At 71.1% G+C, this 17,586-nt stretch carries 18 protein-coding genes and 1 riboswitch; of the genes, 12 read left to right on the top strand and 6 right to left on the bottom strand.

Going from position 1 to position 17,586, the window contains the following annotated elements; translation table 11 throughout:
- Genes ACGFI7_RS16745 through ACGFI7_RS16725 form a run of 5 tightly spaced genes read right to left on the bottom strand, consistent with a single transcriptional unit; the run spans position 1 to position 5,879 of the window.
- Positions 1 to 1,035 (bottom strand): ABC transporter ATP-binding protein, encoded by a 1,035-nt coding sequence (locus tag ACGFI7_RS16745; RefSeq protein WP_393405007.1) that lies wholly within the window; start codon positions 1,033 to 1,035, stop codon positions 1 to 3.
- On the bottom strand, positions 1,032 to 2,051 hold the full coding sequence (locus ACGFI7_RS16740; protein WP_393405004.1) for an ABC transporter ATP-binding protein: 1,020 nt from the start codon (positions 2,049 to 2,051) through the stop codon (positions 1,032 to 1,034). Before ACGFI7_RS16740 ends, ACGFI7_RS16745 begins: the two co-directional genes overlap by 4 nt.
- On the bottom strand, positions 2,051 to 3,031 hold the full coding sequence (locus ACGFI7_RS16735; RefSeq protein WP_393405002.1) for an ABC transporter permease: 981 nt from the start codon (positions 3,029 to 3,031) through the stop codon (positions 2,051 to 2,053). Before ACGFI7_RS16735 ends, ACGFI7_RS16740 begins: the two co-directional genes overlap by 1 nt.
- A 55-nt stretch (positions 3,032 to 3,086) precedes the next feature.
- Entirely contained in the window at positions 3,087 to 4,868 is a 1,782-nt protein-coding gene (locus tag ACGFI7_RS16730) for an ABC transporter substrate-binding protein (RefSeq protein WP_393404999.1), read from the bottom strand.
- Between the two features lie 9 nt (positions 4,869 to 4,877).
- Entirely contained in the window at positions 4,878 to 5,879 is a 1,002-nt protein-coding gene (locus tag ACGFI7_RS16725; protein WP_393404996.1) for an ABC transporter permease, read from the bottom strand.
- Positions 5,880 to 6,151: 272 nt separating this feature from the next.
- On the opposite strand from ACGFI7_RS16725, the gene ACGFI7_RS16720 reads away from it, so the two are divergent.
- The 11 genes from ACGFI7_RS16720 to ACGFI7_RS16670 all read left to right on the top strand — a co-directional run bounded on the left by ACGFI7_RS16720 (position 6,152) and on the right by ACGFI7_RS16670 (position 15,438).
- Entirely contained in the window at positions 6,152 to 6,961 is an 810-nt protein-coding gene (locus tag ACGFI7_RS16720; protein ID WP_393404993.1) for an oxygenase MpaB family protein, read from the top strand.
- A gap of 85 nt (positions 6,962 to 7,046) precedes the next feature.
- A riboswitch (FMN riboswitch) is annotated at positions 7,047 to 7,177 on the top strand.
- Positions 7,178 to 7,277: 100 nt separating this feature from the next.
- Positions 7,278 to 8,372 carry a bifunctional diaminohydroxyphosphoribosylaminopyrimidine deaminase/5-amino-6-(5-phosphoribosylamino)uracil reductase RibD gene (gene ribD / locus ACGFI7_RS16715; protein ID WP_393404990.1) on the top strand — a complete coding sequence of 365 codons (1,095 nt, stop codon included), beginning with the start codon at positions 7,278 to 7,280 and terminating at the stop codon, positions 8,370 to 8,372.
- Positions 8,373 to 8,963 carry a riboflavin synthase gene (locus tag ACGFI7_RS16710; protein ID WP_393404987.1) on the top strand — a complete coding sequence of 197 codons (591 nt, stop codon included), beginning with the start codon at positions 8,373 to 8,375 and terminating at the stop codon, positions 8,961 to 8,963.
- Positions 8,960 to 9,607, top strand: a complete 648-nt coding sequence (gene pnuC, locus ACGFI7_RS16705) for a nicotinamide riboside transporter PnuC (RefSeq protein ID WP_393404984.1) — start codon at positions 8,960 to 8,962, stop codon at positions 9,605 to 9,607. The genes ACGFI7_RS16710 and pnuC overlap by 4 nt, the downstream gene beginning before the upstream one ends.
- Positions 9,604 to 10,830 (top strand): bifunctional 3,4-dihydroxy-2-butanone-4-phosphate synthase/GTP cyclohydrolase II, encoded by a 1,227-nt coding sequence (locus tag ACGFI7_RS16700; protein ID WP_393404981.1) that lies wholly within the window; start codon positions 9,604 to 9,606, stop codon positions 10,828 to 10,830. Before pnuC ends, ACGFI7_RS16700 begins: the two co-directional genes overlap by 4 nt.
- Positions 10,827 to 11,297: a 6,7-dimethyl-8-ribityllumazine synthase gene (gene ribH, locus ACGFI7_RS16695; protein WP_393404978.1), complete on the top strand. Its 471-nt coding sequence runs from the start codon at positions 10,827 to 10,829 to the stop codon at positions 11,295 to 11,297. The genes ACGFI7_RS16700 and ribH overlap by 4 nt, the downstream gene beginning before the upstream one ends.
- A gap of 19 nt (positions 11,298 to 11,316) precedes the next feature.
- Positions 11,317 to 11,769, top strand: a complete 453-nt coding sequence (locus ACGFI7_RS16690) for a PH domain-containing protein (protein ID WP_393404976.1) — start codon at positions 11,317 to 11,319, stop codon at positions 11,767 to 11,769.
- Between the two features lie 60 nt (positions 11,770 to 11,829).
- Positions 11,830 to 12,696, top strand: coding sequence for an AAA family ATPase (locus tag ACGFI7_RS16685; protein WP_393404973.1), 867 nt, complete (start codon positions 11,830 to 11,832; stop codon positions 12,694 to 12,696).
- The gene (locus ACGFI7_RS16680) at positions 12,689 to 13,762 is read left to right on the top strand and encodes a VWA domain-containing protein (protein WP_393404970.1); all 1,074 of its coding nucleotides are present in this window, start codon (positions 12,689 to 12,691) and stop codon (positions 13,760 to 13,762) included. Before ACGFI7_RS16685 ends, ACGFI7_RS16680 begins: the two co-directional genes overlap by 8 nt.
- Complete coding sequence (locus tag ACGFI7_RS16675) at positions 13,755 to 14,852, top strand: XdhC family protein (protein ID WP_393404967.1); 1,098 nt, start codon at positions 13,755 to 13,757, stop codon at positions 14,850 to 14,852. Before ACGFI7_RS16680 ends, ACGFI7_RS16675 begins: the two co-directional genes overlap by 8 nt.
- Positions 14,853 to 14,862: 10 nt before the next feature.
- On the top strand, positions 14,863 to 15,438 hold the full coding sequence (locus tag ACGFI7_RS16670) for an NTP transferase domain-containing protein (RefSeq protein WP_393404964.1): 576 nt from the start codon (positions 14,863 to 14,865) through the stop codon (positions 15,436 to 15,438).
- 13 nt (positions 15,439 to 15,451) lie between these two features.
- Here ACGFI7_RS16670 and ACGFI7_RS16665 read toward each other — a convergent pair whose 3' ends face one another.
- Complete coding sequence (locus ACGFI7_RS16665) at positions 15,452 to 16,339, bottom strand: endonuclease/exonuclease/phosphatase family protein (RefSeq protein WP_393404961.1); 888 nt, start codon at positions 16,337 to 16,339, stop codon at positions 15,452 to 15,454.
- A gap of 90 nt (positions 16,340 to 16,429) precedes the next feature.
- Here ACGFI7_RS16665 and ACGFI7_RS16660 point away from each other — a divergent pair, with 90 nt between their 5' ends.
- Positions 16,430 to 17,470 carry an LLM class F420-dependent oxidoreductase gene (locus ACGFI7_RS16660; protein WP_393404958.1) on the top strand — a complete coding sequence of 347 codons (1,041 nt, stop codon included), beginning with the start codon at positions 16,430 to 16,432 and terminating at the stop codon, positions 17,468 to 17,470.
- Positions 17,471 to 17,586 lie beyond the last annotated feature (116 nt).

The raw sequence follows: 17,586 nt of genomic DNA, 5'->3' as shown, positions 1-17,586 counted from the left end.
TCAGTCCTTGAGCGCCGGGTCCAGGACGATGTCCTCGCCCTTGGTCGTCGGCTCCTCGGGGAAGTGGCAGGCGGTGAGGTGGCCGTCGCGGTTGCCCGTCAGGCGCAGTAGCGGCGGCTCCTCCACGGCGCACTTGTCCTGCGCCCGCCAGCAGCGGGTGCGGAAGCGGCAGCCCGACGGCGGGTCGATCGGCGAGGGCACGTCGCCCGCCAGGCGGATGCGCTCACGGGCCGGGCCGTTCACGTCGGCGTCGGGCACGGCTGACAGCAGGGCGTGCGTGTACGGGTGACGCGGGCGCTCGTACAGCGACTCCCGGTCGGCGATCTCCACCACCTTGCCGAGGTACATCACCGCGACCCGCTGCGAGAAGTGCCGCACCACGGCCAGGTCGTGCGCGATGAACAGGAACGCGATGCCCAGCTCCCGCTGCAGCCGCTGCAGCAGGTTGATCACCTGGGCCTGGATCGACACGTCCAGGGCCGAGACGGGCTCGTCGGCGATGATCAGCTTGGGGTTGACCGACAGCGCCCTGGCGACGCCGATGCGCTGGCGCTGACCGCCGGAGAACTCGTGGGGGAACCGGTTGTAGTGCTCCGGGTTGAGCCCGACGATCTCCAGCAGTTCGCGGACCCTGGCCTCGCGGCCGCCCGGCGGGTCGATGCCGTTGATCTCCATCGGGCCCTTGATGATCGATCCGACCGTGTGCCGCGGGTTGAGCGACGAGTACGGGTCCTGGAAGATCATCTGGATCTCGGAGCGGATCGGCTTCAGTTCCCGGCGGGAGGCGTGGCTGATGTCGCGGCCCCGGTAGCTGATCGAGCCCTGGGTGGGCTCCAGCAGCCGGGCGGCCAGCCGGCCGGTGGTGGACTTGCCGCAGCCCGACTCGCCGACCAGGCCGAGGGTCTCGCCCTCGAACACGGTCAGGTCGATGCCGTCCACCGCGTGCACGGCGCCGATCTGGCGCTTGATGAACGCGCCGCCTCTGACGGGGAAGTGTTTCTCCAGGCCGGAAAGCTCCAGCAGCTTCTCCGTCACGTCGTCGTCTCCTTACCGGCGGCCCGCTCGCGGATCTCCGTCTTCTGCTTCAGCGACAGGTAGCAGGCGTCGCCGTGGCCGCGGTGCGGCGACAGTTCCGGTCGCTCGCCGGTGCACACCTCGCGCCCCAGCAGCTCCATGTAGTCGCAGCGGGGGTGGAACGGGCAGCCCGGCGGAACGTTGATCAGGCTGGGCGGCGTGCCGCGCACCGGGCGCAGCGGCACGTCCACCGGGTGACGCAGGCTCGGCATGGATCCGAGCAGGCCCCACGTGTACGGGTGGCGGGGCTCGCGCAGCACCTCGTGCATCGTGCCGCGTTCCACGGCCCGGCCCGCGTACATGACCAGCACGTCGTGCGCGGTGCTGGCCACCACGCCGAGGTCGTGCGTGACCAGGATGATCGCGGTGCCGGACTGCTCCTGCAGCTCGCGCAGCAGGTCGAGGATCTGCGCCTGGACGGTGACGTCCAGCGCGGTCGTCGGCTCGTCGGCGATGAGCAGGCCGGGGTCGCAGACCAGCGCCATCGCGATCATGACGCGCTGCCGCATGCCGCCGGAGAACTGGTGCGGGTAGTGGTCGACGCGGACCTTCGGCTGCGGGATGCCGACCCGGTCGAGCATCTCGATCGCCCGGTCCCGCGCCACCGACTTGGACACGCCCTTGTGCTTGCGGTACACCTCGGCGATCTGCACGCCGACGGTGTGGAACGGGGACAGGGAGGTCAGCGGGTCCTGGAAGATCATCGCGATCTTGTTGCCCCGCAGCCGCTCCATCGTGGACCGGGAGGCCCCCAGCAGCTCCTGCCCGTCGAGCGTGATGCTGCCGGAGATCTGCGCGGTCTCCGGGTTGTGCAGGCCGAGCACGGCCAGGTTGGTCACCGACTTGCCGGAGCCGGACTCGCCGACGATGCCCAGGGTGCTGCCCTGCTCGACCTCGAAGGAGAGCCCGTCCACGGCGTGCACGACGCCGTCCTCGGTGTGGAAGTCGACGGTGAGGTCGTTGACTTCGAGATACATCAGCTCAGCCTCACGCGGGGGTCGATGACGGCGTACAGGGAGTCGACGATCACGTTCATCACCACGATCGCGCCGGCCGCGAGCACCACGGTGGCCATCAGCGTCGGCAGGTCGGAGTAGTCGACCGCGCGCACGGCCAGCCGGCCGATGCCCTGCAGGCCGAACGTGGTCTCGGTGATGATCGCGCCGCCGATCAGCGTGCCCAGGTCGACACCGAAGATCGTGACGATCGGGGTGAGCGTCCCGCGCAGCGCGAACCGCAGCACCACGCTCCGGCCTGACATGCCCTTGGCCCTGGCCGTGCGGACGTAGTCCTCGTTGAGGTTCTCCACCATGGTGGAGCGGGTGATGCGGGTGTAGTTCGCGGTGAAGATGAGCGCCAGCACCAGCCAGGGCAGCAGCAGGCCGTTGAACCAGCCGAGCGGATCCTCCGTGATCGGCACGTACTTGGGCTGCGAGAAGACCTGGGTTTGATAGACGAAGAAGTACATGGCCAGGGTGCCGACGAAGTAGATCTGCACCGACGCGCCGATCAGCGACGAGACACTGGCGATCTTGTCGAGCGGCTTGCCCTGGCGCAGCGCGGCGACGATGCCGGTGGCCACGCCGAAGATCAGGAAGATCACCGCGGCGCCGAGCGTGAGCGCGATCGTGACCGGCATCCGGTCCATGATCGTCTCGAACACCGGGGCGCGGTTGACGAACGAGAAGCCGAGACAGGGCGCGGGGCAGTTGCCCAGCCCTTCGTAGTCGCGGCCGACGAAGATCCCGGCCAGCCATGACACGAACTGCACCATGAGCGGCTGGTCGATGCCCAGGTTGTGACGGGCCTGCTCGAGGGTCTCGGGCGGGCACACCTTTCCGCAGGCCAGCCGGGCCGGGTCGGCGGGGATCGCGTAGAACAGGAAGAAGGTCACCGCCGAGATGACCAGCAGGATGACCAGGGCTCCCAGCGTGCGGCGGATGAGGAATCGAAGCACGGAATCTCCAAAGGGGCGCCCCGGACGCCCGCGTGGGCGCCCGGGGCAGGTGGCACTACGGCTTCACGAAGATGGTGTTCGGGGAGACGACCCACATCTGCGGGTCGATCTCCGCACCGCCGACCTTGGAGCCGTGCAGCGTGGTCGCGATCCGGTTCTCACCGACGACCAGCGGCGTGTACTTCTCCTGGATCTCCTTGTCCAGCTCCATCCAGGCGGCGTTGGCCGCGTCGATGTCCGGGTTCGCGGAGATCTCCTTCATCTTGGCGTCGAGCTCGGGCTCACGCAGGTGCGACATGTTCTGACCGCCGTCGCTGACCGGGCCGAAGATGATCGGCATCACGGTCGAGCCGGACGGCCAGTCGGAGCCCCAGCCGCCCCAGTACAGGTCGAACTCGTTCTTGGTCTGGCTGATCGAGTCGTAGTACGTCTTGCGGTCCAGCGGCTTGCCCACGACCTTGAAGCCGGCCTTCTCCAGGGCGTTCTTGATCACCACGGTGACCTGCTCCTGGACGGGCGTCTGGTTGTAGGCGTAGACGATGGTGGGGTTCGGGTTGCCCGACTCGGCCAGCAGCTGCTTGGCCTTCTCGATGTCGCCCTCGGGCTTGTCGGCCTTGCCGAACAGGTCGTACGACTGGTAGCCGACGGTGGTGTTCTCGTTCAGGATCGTCGTCGGCAGGGCCGCGGCCTGCGGGCCGCCCAGCGTCTGCTGGATCTGCTTCGACGGCCAGGCGTGGTTGACGGCCTGGCGGATCTTGATGTCCTTCACCCGGTCGAGGTTGAAGTAGTAGTAGTTGCCGTACGGCGACGGGCTGATCATGCGGCGCTCGGCCAGGCTCTGGTCGTTGAGCACCTGCTGCAGCCGCTCCGGCGGCACCGCCGCGTAGAAGGTGAACGCCTGCTGGTCAGGGCCGTTGTCCGCGACGAAGCGGTCGGTGATCTGCAGGGCCTCCTGGCCGAACTCCAGCTTCCACACGTCCGGGTACGCGCCGCGGATGGGGTCGGAGTTGGCGTCCCAGTGCGGGTTGCGCTCCAGCTCGATCGACTTGTCGACGGTGTGGGACTTGATGATGTACGGGCCGGAGGAGACGGGCTCCTTGTCGTACTTCTCCTTGGTGTCCTTCTCCTTGGGCACGATCGCGTAGCCGCCCATGGCGAAGGCGTAGTTGGCGTCCGCGTGCGGCTCCTTGAACTTGAAGACGATCGTCTTCTCGTCCGGAGTCTCGATGGCGTCCAGCCGCTCGCCGTCGTACGGGCCCTTGTACGCCTTCTTGTAGTCCTCCTCGGTCAGCCACTGCTGGATGTACGAGGGACCGAAGGTGATGAAGGGGGCGAACATCCGCTCGATCGTCCACTTCACGTCCTCGGACGTGATCGGCGAGCCGTCCTGCCACTTCACCCCGTCCTTGAGGGTGAAGGTCCAGGTCTTGCCGCCGTCGGACACCTGGCCGGCGTCGGTGGCGAGGTCGCCGACGAGCTTGAACTCGCCCTTGGCGACCCGCTTGTAGCCGGTGAGGCCGCGGTGGATGAGCAGGCCGAAGTTGGACTCGGTGTTGACGTAGATCTGGGCGGGGTCCAGGTGGGCGAAGTCGTCACGGTCGATCATCGTGACGGTGCCGCCCTTGACCATGCCCTCCGGCGGGATGGCGGGGCCCTTGGAGTCCTCGGCGGTGCCGAGGGTGATCACCGCGGGCTTGTACTCCGCCTGGGCGGGGGCCGACGCGCCGGAGCTGGGGGCGGCCGACGGCGCGCCCTGGTTGCCCGGCGCGCAGGCGCCGACCAGGGTCAGCGACGCCGCGGCGAGCACCGCGAACACCGACCTCGTACGGTATTTCATCTCTCTCCTCTAGCGTTTGATCTTGGGGTCGAAGGCGTCGCGCACGGAGTCGCCCAGCAGGTTGAAGGCGATGACGAAGATCAGCAGGGCGACACCGGGGAAGATGAGGTACGTGATGTCGTTCTGGTAGACCTGGGTCGCCCGCAGGAACATGCGCCCCCAGTCGGGCACCAGTTCGCCCATCCCGACGCCCAGGAACGACAGTCCCGCCTCGGCCGTCACCATGGCCGGCAGCAGCAGCGTCGACTGGATGAGGATGGGCGTCCACAGGTTGGGCAGCAGCTCCTTGAACACGATCCGGGCCGGGGACGCGCCGGTGACCTTGGCCGACTCCACGAACTCGCGCTCGCGCAGCGACAGCACGTAACCCCGCAGCAGCCGGGCGAGCCCGGCCCAGCCGAAGGCGCTGAGCATGATCGTGAGCGAGACCGCGCGCAGCCAGATCGGCGTCTCCTCGTCGGGCGGCACCAGCAGGCTCTCCACCACCGGCGTGAACGCGATGATGAAGATCGTGGACGGGAAGGACAACGTCAGGTCGATGATCCGGCCGATGAAGTAGTCGGTCCTACCGCCCACGTAACCGGCCACGATGCCGATCACGATGCCGAGCGCGGTGATGATCAGCGTGGCGGCCACGGCGATGCCCAGCGATGTCCTGATGCCGTACACCAGCTGCATGAACACGTCGCGGCCCAGGCTGGGCTCCAGCCCGAACCAGTACTCGGAGCTGATGCCGCCGTTGGGCAGGACCGGGTAGCCGTAGTCGTTCAGCAGCCCGGGGAGATCCTGCCCGTACAGCGTGTACGGGTCCTTGCCGTACAGCCACGAGATCACCGGCGCGAGGATCGCCACCAGGAAGAAGAAGATGACGATCACCGCGGAGGTGACGCCGGTGCGGTCGCGCCGGAAGCGCATCCACATCAGCCGGCCAGGTGAACGGCCGGCTGCTTCCTGGGTTTCGGTCACGGACGTCGCGTCAGGAGTGATCGCGGTGGACGTCGGTGTCGTCATGTGGTGGTGGTCCCTCAAGCACGTACGAAGCCCGGAAATTTCCGGACCAAAGGCGACGTTCTCAAGGAGGATCCGCCGATGACAATGCCCTCCGGACATTTCGTAAGTTTGTTGTAAAAAATAGATTCGGTCGTGTTCGCAAAGTCGTTGACGCGGCTTGTCCGCCCATGTCAGGATGTGGAACGGTTGCACGCTCCGTAGTCACGGAATCGCGGCACAACCACGACAGTCTCGTGACATAACCTGATGCCCTCACGGGTAGCTCTTTCCTTATGGAAGACCACGGGCTGTTCGGGCCGGAGTCCGTGACCTGGCGGGTGATGGGGGAGCCGATTCTCCTGGTCGGCGGGTTCCGTGCACTGCTGATGCAGAGCCTTCACCCGCGCGCGATGCGCGGCGTCATGCAGAACTCCGCCTTCATGAATCCCGACGAAGCGTGGTCGCGTTTCGTCCGGACCACAGAATTCGTCCGCGTGCGCACGTACGGGACCCGCGAGGAAGTGGAGCGGGCCGGTCGGCGCGTCCGCAAGATCCACGCGACGCTGACCGGGCGCGACCCCGACACCGGCGAGCGGTTCCGTCTCGACGAGCCCGAGTCGCTGCTGTGGGTGCACGTCGGCGAGGTCGACTCCTACCTGTCGGTGGCCCGCCGGGCCGGCGTGCGGCTGAGCGACGCCGAGGCCGACGCGTTCGTGTCCGAGTGGCGGCGCGCCGCCGAGGTCGTCGGCCTGGACCCGGCGGGCGTGCCCGGCTCCGTCGCCGAGCTGCGCGCCTACGTCGAGCGGGCCCGCCCCGGGCTGCGTCTCGTCCCGGAGGCCGCGCACCCGCTCAAGGCGTCCCTGCACACCCCGCTGCCCGGTCTGCTCGCGACGTTCCGGCCGGTGGTCCCCGCCCTGACCGTGCTCGCCTTCGCCACGCTGCCGCGCTGGGCCAGACGGCTGTACGGGCTGCCGGCCACGCCGGTCGGCGACCTGTGGGCCACCGCCACGCTGCGGGCCCTGCAGACCGGCATCGGCCTGGTGCCGGCGGACGTCCGCTACAGCCCCGACGCCCGCCGCGCCCGCAAGCTCATGGCCGCCTGACCACCCTGACCGTCCTGACCGTCCGTTACGGGGAACCCCCGGTCGCGCGCATGATTTCGGCCATGGCACACTGAGACGACAGAGCTAGCGTGCTCCGGGGTCGGTGAAAGTCCGAACCGGCGGTGACAGTCCGCGACCCGGCCGATGCCATCGGCCGGTTGACCCGGTGAAATTCCGGGACCGACGGTTAAAGTCCGGATGGGAGGCAGCACGCGGGTGTCCGGCATACCACCGGGCGCCATAGGTGCGTTCGCGCACCGTCTTTCCCCCGGGGCCCGCCATGGCTTGGAGCTACTGGCGAGTAGGAGGCCCCCGGGTGGCGGCTACCCCTCAGGACGCGGCCCACATGGCGCGCGCCGTCGAGCTGGCCGCGCGCGGTCACGGTCACACCAGTCCCAACCCCGTCGTCGGCTGCGTCGTGCTCGATCCCGAGGGCCGGGTCGCGGGAGAGGGGTTCCACCCGTACGCCGGAGGCCCGCACGCCGAGGTCGTCGCGCTGCGCGAGGCGGGGGAGCGGGCCCGCGGCGGCACCGCCTACGTCACCCTCGAACCCTGCGACCACACCGGCCGGACCGGCCCGTGCAGCCGCGCCCTGCTGGACGCGGGCGTGGCCCGGGTGGTGCACGCCGTGGCCGACCCCAACCCGAAGGCGTCCGGAGGCGCCGCGCGGCTGCGCGCGGCCGGCGTCGAGGTGACGGCCGGCGTGCTGGCCGAGGAGGCCGAGCGGGTCAACGCCGAGTGGCTGACCAGCGCCAGGCTCGGCCGCCCGCACGTGACGTGGAAGCTCGCCGCCACCCTCGACGGCCGCTCGGCCGCCGCCGACGGCACCAGCCAGTGGATCACCTCTCCTGAGGCCAGGGCCGACGTGCACCGGCTGCGCGCCCGCAGCGACGCCATCGTGGCGGGCATCGGAACCGTGCTGGCCGACGACCCCCGGCTCACCGCCAGGCCCGCCCTGACCGAGGGCCGCCCGCTGCGCGTGGTGGTCGACCCCGACGCCAGGACCCCGGCCACCGCGCGGGTGCTCGACGGCGCCGCCCCCACGCTGATCGCCGTCGCCGACGGCACCGTCACCTCGCTCCGCGCCGACCTGCTGCGGGTGCCCCGCGCCGGGACCGGCCTGGACCTGCACGCCCTGCTCAAGGAGCTCGCCGCCCGCGAGGTGGTCAGCGTGTTCCTGGAGGGCGGCCCCACGCTGGCCGGGGCGTTCCTGGCCGCGGGGCTGGTCGACCGGGTCGTCGCCTACCTCGCGCCCGCCTTCCTCGGCGCCGGCGCCGCCGCGCTGGGCGAGGCCGGAGTGCGCACCATCGGCGAGGCGCACCGCCTGATCTTCGACGAGGTTTCCCCCATCGGGCCGGACGTGCGACTCGTCGCGCGCCCCGTGCCCTCGCAACCCCGCAGGGAGAAGTGAATGTTCACCGGAATCATCGAAGAGAAGGGCGAGGTCGTCGCCGTCGAGCCGGCCGGCGGCGGGGCCACGCTCTCGGTACGCGGCCCCCTGGTCACCTCCGACGCCCGGCACGGCGACTCGATCGCGGTCAACGGCGTCTGCCTGACCGTCGTGGACGTGCACGGCGACGTCTTCACCGTGGACGTGATGAAGGAGTCGCTCGACCGCAGCTCGCTGGGCGCCCTGTCGGAGGGCTCGGCGGTCAACCTGGAGCGGGCGGTCCGGGCCGACCAGCGGCTCGGCGGCCACATCGTGCAGGGCCACGTCGACGGCACCGCCGAGCTGCTGTCGAGGCGGCCCGGCGACACCTGGGACGACCTGCGCTTCACCCTGCCCGAGTCGCTGAGCAGGTACGTCGCGGAGAAGGGCTCGATCGCCATCGACGGAATCAGCCTGACCGTGACGACTGTTGACGATGGAAGCTTCGGCGTGAGCCTCATCCCGACCACGCTCAAGCTGACCACCATGGCCGAGCGGCAGGTGGGCGACCTGGTGAACATCGAGGTCGACGTGATAGCGAAGTACGTGGAGAGGCTGGTGGGCGCCCGATGAGCTGGGCGGACGCATCGATCGAGATCTTCGGTCTCCCGGTGAAGTGGACCGACCTGATCGGCAACATCTGCGCGCTGGCGACCGTGGTGCTCGCCATGCGCAAGTCCATCTGGACCTGGCCGGTGCAGTTCACCGGCGCGGTCCTGCTCTTCATCGCCTCCATCAGCGCGCACGTCACCGGCAACGCGCTCAAGCAGGCGCTGTTCGGCCTGCTGGCGATCTACGGCTGGTGGAAGTGGCGCCAGGGCACCCAGGAGCACGCGCTGGCCGTGCGGCCCGCGACCGGGCGCGAGCGGCTGGCGCTGATCGCCGCGGCGGTGCTCGGCACGATCGTGGTGGCGGCCCTGTTCAAGACGTTCAACCTCTCGTGGTACCCCGAGGCGCCGCTGGCCGTGGTGGCCGCCGACGCCTACATCTTCGTCGGCGGCGCGGTCGCGACCTGGGCGCAGGGCCGCGCGCTGGTCGACTTCTGGATCGTCTGGGTGGCGGTCGACCTGGTGGGCGTGCCGGTCGCGTTCAACTCCGGGCTGTACGTCTCCGGCGCGGTGTACGCGATCTTCTTCGTCATGGTGCTGGTCGGGTTCGTCAAGTGGCTGCGCGAGTATCGAGCCTCCGCCGCCGCGGATCTGGCGGTGGCGTCATGACCGAGATCATCTTCGACCAGGTGGAGCGGGCCATCGACGACATCGCGGCGGGCCGGCCCGTCGTGGTCGTCGACGACGAGAACCGCGAGAACGAGGGCGACATCATCTTCGCCGCCGCCAGGGCCACGCCCGAGCTGCTCACCTTCACCATCCGGCACACCAGCGGCGTGATCTGCGTGCCGATGGAGGGCCGCGAGCTCGACCGGCTCGGCCTGCCCCTCATGGTCCACCAGAACCGGGAACGGCTGCGCACCGCGTACACGATCAGCGTGGACGCCCGCGACGGCGTCACCACCGGCATCTCGGCCGCCGACCGGGCGAAGACCATCCGGGCGCTCGCCGACTCCGCGACCGAGCCGTACGAGCTGGTCCGGCCCGGCCACGTCTTCCCGCTGCGCTACCACGAGGGCGGCGTGCTGGCCCGGCGCGGCCACACCGAGGCCGCCGTCGACCTGGCCAGGCTCGCCGGGCTCAGCCCCGCGGGGGTGCTGGCCGAGGTGGTCAACGACGACGGCACCATGGCCAGGCTGCCCGAGCTGCGCGTCTTCGCCGACGAGCACGGCCTGGCGCTCATCTCCATCGAGCAGCTCGCCGACTACCGCCGGCGCACCGAGAGCATGGTCACCCGGGTCGCCGAGACCAACCTGCCCAACGCCCACGGGATGTGGCGGGCGTACGGCTACTCCAGCTCGCTCGACGGCGGCGAGCACGTCGCGCTCGTGCTCGGCGACCTCGGCGACGGCGAGAACGTGCTGGTCCGGGCCCACTCCGAATGCCTGACCGGCGACGTGTTCGGGTCGCTGCGCTGCGACTGCGGCGTGCAGCTCGACCACGCCATGGCGGCCGTCGCCGCCGAGGGCCGCGGCGTGATCGTCTACCTGCGCGGCCACGAGGGCCGCGGCATCGGGCTGCTGGCCAAGCTGCGCGCCTACAGCCTCCAGGACGCGGGGGTCGACACCGTCGACGCCAACGTCGAGCTGGGGCTGCCGGTCGACGCCCGCGAGTTCTCCAACGCCGCCCAGATCCTCGCCGACCTCGGGGTCAAGGGCGTGCGGCTGCTCACCAACAACCCTGTCAAGCTCACCGGCATGGACGGCTACGGCATCAAGGTGCTCGGCCGCGAGCCGATGCCGGTCGCGGTGAACCCGCACAACGCCCGCTACCTGCAGGCCAAGCGCGACCGGCTGGGCCACCAGATCGACGACATCCAGGAGGCGTCATGAGCGGCGAAGGACGACCCGCGATCACCGCGGTGCCCGACGCGTCCGGGCTGACCGTCGGCGTGGTGGCCGCGAGCTGGCACGCCGACATCACCGACCGGCTGGTCGACCGGGCGGTGCGCGCCTGCGAGGACGCCGGCGCCACCGCCACCGTGGTGCGGGTGCCCGGCTCGCTGGAGCTCCCGGTGATCGCCCAGGCGCTGGCCCGCCGCTGCGACGCGGTGGTGGCGCTGGGCGCGGTCATCCGCGGCGAGACGGCCCACTTCGACTACGTCTGCGACTCGGTCACCGCCGGGCTGACCCGGGTCTCGCTCGACGAGCGCACCCCGGTCGGCAACGGCGTGCTCACCTGCGAGACCCTCGATCAGGCGCTGGACCGCTCGGGGCTGCCGGACAGCAAGGAAGACAAGGGCTACGAGTCGGCGATCGCCGCGCTGGAGACCGCACTCCTCCTGCGGACCCTCGCCTGACCTGCGATAGATTCTCGTCGTGCCCGAGCCCGTGACTCCTCCCTCGTTGCCCGTCATCTGGCGCCCGCGCCGGGGGAGGATCGTCGCCTACACCTTCGCCACGCTGATCGTGATCGGCGCGGTGGTGATGGCGATCCTCATCGCCCCGCCGTTCCAGCTGCCCGACCGCGTCGCGATCGTGGCGTTCGGCGGGGCGGTGGCCTTCGTGCTCCACCTGCTGGGCCGGGTCCGGGTGGAGGCCGACGAGGAGGGCGTGACCCTGGTCAACGCCGCCCGCACGCACCGCTACACCTGGCCCGAGGTCATCGACGTCACGTTCGCGCAGGGCGACCCGTGGCCCCGGATCGACTTCTCCGACGGGCGGACGATCGGCGCCATGGGCATCCAGGGCTCGGAGAAGCCCGCCGCCCGCCGCGCCATCGCCGAGCTCGCCGCCCTCATCCACGAGCGCGGCGAGGCCCGCGAGGACTGAATATCAGGAAAGCCTCCTGACCCATAGCCTGACAGCCCCCCGCGGCGGACAATATGGGTGATGGACATCGAGTCGCCGGAAAAGCTCATCGAGCTGCTCGACCGGCATGCGTATCTAGCCGACGAAGGGCTGGCCACGGCCGCGTTCCTGGCCCTGAGGATGCGGCGGCCGCTGTTTCTGGAAGGCGAGGCCGGCGTCGGCAAGACCGAGCTGGCCAAGACGCTGGCCGGGCTCCTCGGGGCGCCGCTCATCCGGCTGCAGTGTTATGAGGGGCTCGACGCCGCGCAGGCCCTGTACGACTGGGACTTCGCCCGGCAGCTGCTCCACCTGAAGGCGGCCGAGGCTGCGGGCGTGACCGACGTGCGGCGGCTCGAGGGGGAGATCTACGAGCGCCGCTTCCTCATCGCCCGCCCGCTGCTCAAGGCGCTGGAGACCCAGCCGAGCGTGCTGCTGGTGGACGAGGTCGACCGGGCCGACGACGAGTTCGAGGCGTTCCTGCTCGAAGTGCTCTCCGACTTCACCATCTCCATCCCGGAGCTCGGCACGATCAAGGCCGAGACCCCGCCGGTCGTGGTGGTGACCTCCAACCGGACCCGCGAGGTGCACGACGCGCTCAAGCGGCGCTGCCTCTACCACTGGCTGGAGCACCCGAGCTTCGACCGGGAGGTGGCGATCCTGCTGCGCCGCCTGCCCGCCTGCACCGAGACGCTGGCGCGGCAGGTCGCCGCCGCCGCCGAGCGGCTGCGCCGGGCCGACCTGGTCAAGCCGCCGGGCATCGCCGAGACCATCGACTGGACCGAGGCGCTGCTCACCCTCGGCGCCGGTGAGCTCGACCCCGACCGGGCCGCCGCCACGCTGGGCGCCGCCCTGAAGTACCGCGAGGACGTCGAACGCGTCCTGGGCAACGGGCTGCTCCGCCATGAATGAGCTGGCCCTGACCATGACCGGGTTCGTCCGCACCCTCCGGGCGGCCGGGGTCGGGGCCGACCACGAGCGCACCCAGGGCTTCCTGCGCGCGCTCGAACACCTCGACGTCGCCGCCCCCGTCGACGTCTACTGGGCGGGCCGGCTCACGCTCTGCGCCGGCCCCGACGACCTGCCCCGCTACGACCGCTGCTTCCAGGCCTACTTCGGCGGCGCCAAGGCCACCACCGCCCCCGTCGCCACCACGTCCATCACCCGCTACACCGCCACCGGGGCCGAGAGCGCCGACGGCGAGGGCGACGGCGAGGCCGCCCCCGCCACCGCCAGCCGCACCGAGGTGCTGCGCCACCGCGACGTCGCCAGGCTCACCGAGGCCGAGCGCGCCGAGGTGCACCGGATGCTCTCCATGCTGCGGGCCGGGCGGGCGCGGCGCCGCTCGCGCCGGTACGAGAGCGCCCACCGCGGCGCACTCGACCAGCGCCGCACCATCCGCGACGCGCTCAAGAAGGGCGAGGTGGCCAGGCTACGCCGAAGGCGGCACACCACCCGGCCGCGCCGCGTCGTGCTCTTCGTCGACGTGAGCGGCTCCATGTCGCCGTACGCGGAGACGCTGCTGCGCTTCGCGCACGCCCTGGTGCGCAGCGAGCCGCGCGCCACCCGCGTCTTCTCGGTCGGCACCCGGCTCACCGACGTCACCGCCGAGCTGCGCCACCGCGACCCCGGCACCGCGCTGGACGAGGTGTCGCGGACCATCCCCGACTGGAGCGGCGGCACCCGGCTGGGGGAGGAGCTGAAGGAGTTCCTGTCCCGCGACAGCGCCCGCGGCGCGATCGCGGTCGTCGCCTCCGACGGCTGGGAACGGGGCGACCCCGAACTGCTGCGCACCCAGATGGCCCGGCTGGCCCGGCAGGCGCACCGGGTGATCTGGGTCAACCCGCACAAGGGCTACGAGGACTACCAGCCGCTCACCGGCGGCATGCGGGCCGCCCTGCCGTACCTCGACGCCCTGGTGGCCGGGCACAGCCTGGCCGCCTACGAGGAACTCACCGAAAGGCTCGCCCATGCGTGACGTGCTCCCCGAGATCATGCGCTGGTGGAGGTCGGGGGCCCGGTTCGGGCTCGGGACGGTGGTCGGCACCTTCAGCAGCGCGCCCCGGCCGCCGGGCGCCGCCATGGCCGTGCGCGGCGACGAGGTCGTGGGCAGCGTGTCCGGCGGGTGCGTCGAGGGCGCCGTGTTCGAGCTCGCCACCGAGGCCACCGAGACCGGCCGTCCCGTCCTGCAGCGGTACGGGGTCAGCGACGACGACGCGTTCGCCGTCGGGCTCACCTGCGGCGGCATCATCGACGTCTTCGTCGAGCCGATCTCCCGCGAGGAGTTCCCCGAGCTGGGCGACGTGGCCGCCTCGATCGAGGCGCACGAGCCCGTCGCCGTCGCCACGATCGTCGCCGGCCCCGGCCGGACGGGCGCCCGCCGGATCATCTGGCCCGACCGCGCCACCGGCTCGCTCGGCCCGCGCCGCCTCGACGACGCGGTGGACGACGACGTGCGCGGCATGCTCGCCCAGGGCCTGACCGGCATCCGCCACTACGGCGGCGAGGGCGAGCGGCGGCTGGACGACCTGTCGGTGTTCGTCCATTCCTTCGCGCCGCCGCCGCGCATGCTGGTGTTCGGCGCGATCGACTTCGCCGCGGCCGTCGCGCGGGTGGGCAAGTTCCTCGGCTACCACGTCACCGTGTGCGACGCCCGGCCGATCTTCGCCACCGCCAAGCGCTTCCCGGACGCCGACGAGGTCGTGGTCAAGTGGCCGCACGACTTCCTGTCGTCCGTCACGGTGGACGAGCGCACGGTGATCTGCGTGCTCACCCACGACCCCAAGTTCGACGTGCCGCTGCTGGAGGTCGCGCTGCGCACCTCCGCCGGCTACGTGGGGGCCATGGGCTCGCGGCGCACCCATGAGGACCGGCTGGATCGGCTGCGCGAGGCCGGGATGACCGAGGCGGAGCTGGCGCGGCTGCGCTCGCCCATCGGGCTGGACCTGGGCGCGCGCACGCCGGAGGAGACGGCCGTGTCCATCGCCGCCGAGCTGATCCAGCTCCGCTGGGGCGGGTCCGGCCGGCCGCTGTCGACCACCCGGGGCCGCATCCACCACGAAGGGTAGGAGACCGGCCATGAAGGGGAGCGAGGTGGCCGGGCTGCTGCTCGCCGCCGGTGAGGGATCGCGGCTCGGCCTGCCCAAGGCGACACTGGAGCTGGCCGGGGAGCGGCTGGTCGACCGCGGGGTGCGGTTGCTGGAGGAGGGCGGCTGCCACCCGGTCGTGGTGGTGCTGGGCGCCGCGACCGTCCAGGTGCGGCGGGCGGTGACGGTGCGCAACCCCGACTGGCGGTCCGGCATGGGGTCATCGCTGCGCGTCGGCCTGGCCGCGCTGCCCGCCGAGTCGCGGGCCGTGGTGATCGCGCTGGTGGACCAGCCGCTGGTGCGGCCCGAGGCGGTGCGCGCCCTCATCGAGTCCGGCGGTTCCGTGGCCGTCGCCACCTACGGCGGCCGGCGCAGGAACCCGGTGCTGATCGAGCGCCGTCACTTCGCCGAGGTCGCCGCCCTGGCCCGGGGCGACGTGGGCGCCCGGCCGTTCCTGGCGGCCCACCCAGGGCTGGTCACCGAGGTGCCCTGCGCCGGCGACCCCGCCGACATCGACACCCCGGACGACCTGGCCCGGCTGGAGGCGCGGCTCCTCGACGCGGAGTGAGCCGGAGATCCCGTCAGAGGCGGAACGAGGCGGTGGCGGCCCGGTGGTCGCTGCCCGTCGCCGGCGCCACCCCCGCCCGGGTGGCCGTCAACCCGCGGAACAGGATGTGGTCCGGCCGCGTCACCGGGAAACCGGCCGGCCAGGTGAACCCGAACCCGGTGCCCGCCACGGCCTGCGCGTCGGACAGCGGCGGTGTCAGCCCGCGCATGCCGCGGTCGGTCGTGGCCGTGTTGAGATCGCCCAGCAGCAGGATCCGCTTGCTCCCGTCGCGGTCGATCAGCTTGCGCGCCTGCGCCAGCGAGGCGTCCCTGGAGGTGGTCTCGCCCGGCCGCGCCGAGGCCAGATGCATCACGTACACGGTGACGTCGCCCTTCGGGGTCGACACGACCGCGCGCAGCGCGCGCACCCAGCCCATGCCGACGTCCAGCGGGCGCTTGCGGCTGATCGGGTAGCGGCTCCACAGGCCGACCGTGCTCACCGTGTAGCGGTGCTCGAACATCCGGTTGAGCTGCTTGGCCGCCGGGCCGCCCGGGGTCAGCTCCTGCGCCGCGAGCAGGTCGAGGTCCTCGGCGACGGCGCGCACGGCCTCGCCCGAGGCGTCGTTGCGCACCCCCACGTTGACCGTGCCGGCCGCCAGGTCGCTCGCCCCGCCGGGCGGGGTGCGCAGCAGCGCCGGCCCGAACATGACCGCCCACACGACCGCGGGCGCCAGCGCCGCTCCGGCGGCGGCCGTGGAGCGGGCCAGGGCGGCGCCCAGCAACAGGATCGGCACGGCCAGGCCCAGCCACGGGAGCAGGCTCTCCATGACCGTCGTGAAACCGCCCAGAGCAGGCACGAACCGGTGTCCGGCCAGCACCATGGCGACGACGGCGGACAAGGCGACGAGGACGCGCTTCAGCACTCTGACCAAGGTAGCCCCTCGCTGCCCCGTGCGCGGACGCGCTAACCTGGCGGCATCGGAACGGAACATCATTCTGTGGTGGGAGTCGGCATGCGTATCGGAATGACACTGGGCTACTCCGGAGGCTTCAAGGAAACGGTGACCGAGCTGGCCGACTTCGAGAAGGCCGGGCTGGACATCGTCTTCATCGCCGAGGCGTACAGCTTCGACGCGGTCAGTCAGATGGGCTACATCGCGGCCGTCACCGAACGGCTGCAGATCGCCTCCGGCATTTTGCCGATCTACTCGCGCACCCCCGCGCTGCTGGCCATGACGGCGGCCGGTCTCGACTACGTCTCCGACGGCCGCTTCACCCTCGGCCTCGGCACCTCCGGCCCGCAGGTCATCGAGGGCTTCCACGGCGTGCCCTACACCGCGCCGATCGGCCGTACCCGGGAGGTCATCGAGATCTGCCGCAAGGTGTGGCGGCGCGAGCGCCTGCAGTACGACGGCCGCCACTACACGCTGCCGCTCCCGCCCGACCAGGGCACCGGCCTGGGCAAGCCCCTCAAGATCATCAACCACCCGGTACGGACCCGCGTCCCGATCGTGCTGGCCGCCATCGGCCCCAAGAACGTCGAGCTGGCCGCCGAGATCGCCGAAGGCTGGGAGCCGATCTTCTACGTGCCGGAGAAGGCCGCCGACGTGTGGGGCGCCGCGCTGGCCGCCGGCAAGGCCAAGCGCGACCCGGAGCTGGGCGAGCTGGACGTGGTCGCCCAGGCCTCGCTGTACATCGGCGACGACGCCGAGGGCCTGCTCGACCTCGGCCGGCCGATGGCCGCCCTCTACATCGGCGGCATGGGCGCCAAGGGCAAGAACTTCTACAACAACCTGGCCAGGCGCTACGGCTACGAGAAGGAGGCCGAGCAGATCCAGGAGCTCTACCTCGACGGCAAGAAGGACGAGGCGGCGGCGCTGGTGCCGCGGGAGCTGCTGGAGAAGATGTCGCTGGTCGGCGACGAGGCGTTCGTCCGCGACCGGCTGCAGGCGATGCGGGAGTCCGGCGTCACCACGCTCAACGTCACCCCGCTGGGCCGCACGCACGAGGAGCGGGTCCGGCTGATCGAGACCGTCAAGGACCTGGCCTCCTGACGGCGGCCCGGGAATGCCCCGGTGAGCCGCACCGTTACACACAGCGTGGCCGGTGTGTCCAGTGTCCCCGGGCCTCACCTATCGCCTTCGCGGAATACCGTCCGGCTGGAGCCGCG

Source organism: Nonomuraea sp. NPDC048826, from assembly GCF_043198225.1.
GTDB lineage: Bacteria > Actinomycetota > Actinomycetes > Streptosporangiales > Streptosporangiaceae > Nonomuraea.
This window is presented reverse-complemented; position numbering and strand designations above follow the sequence as displayed.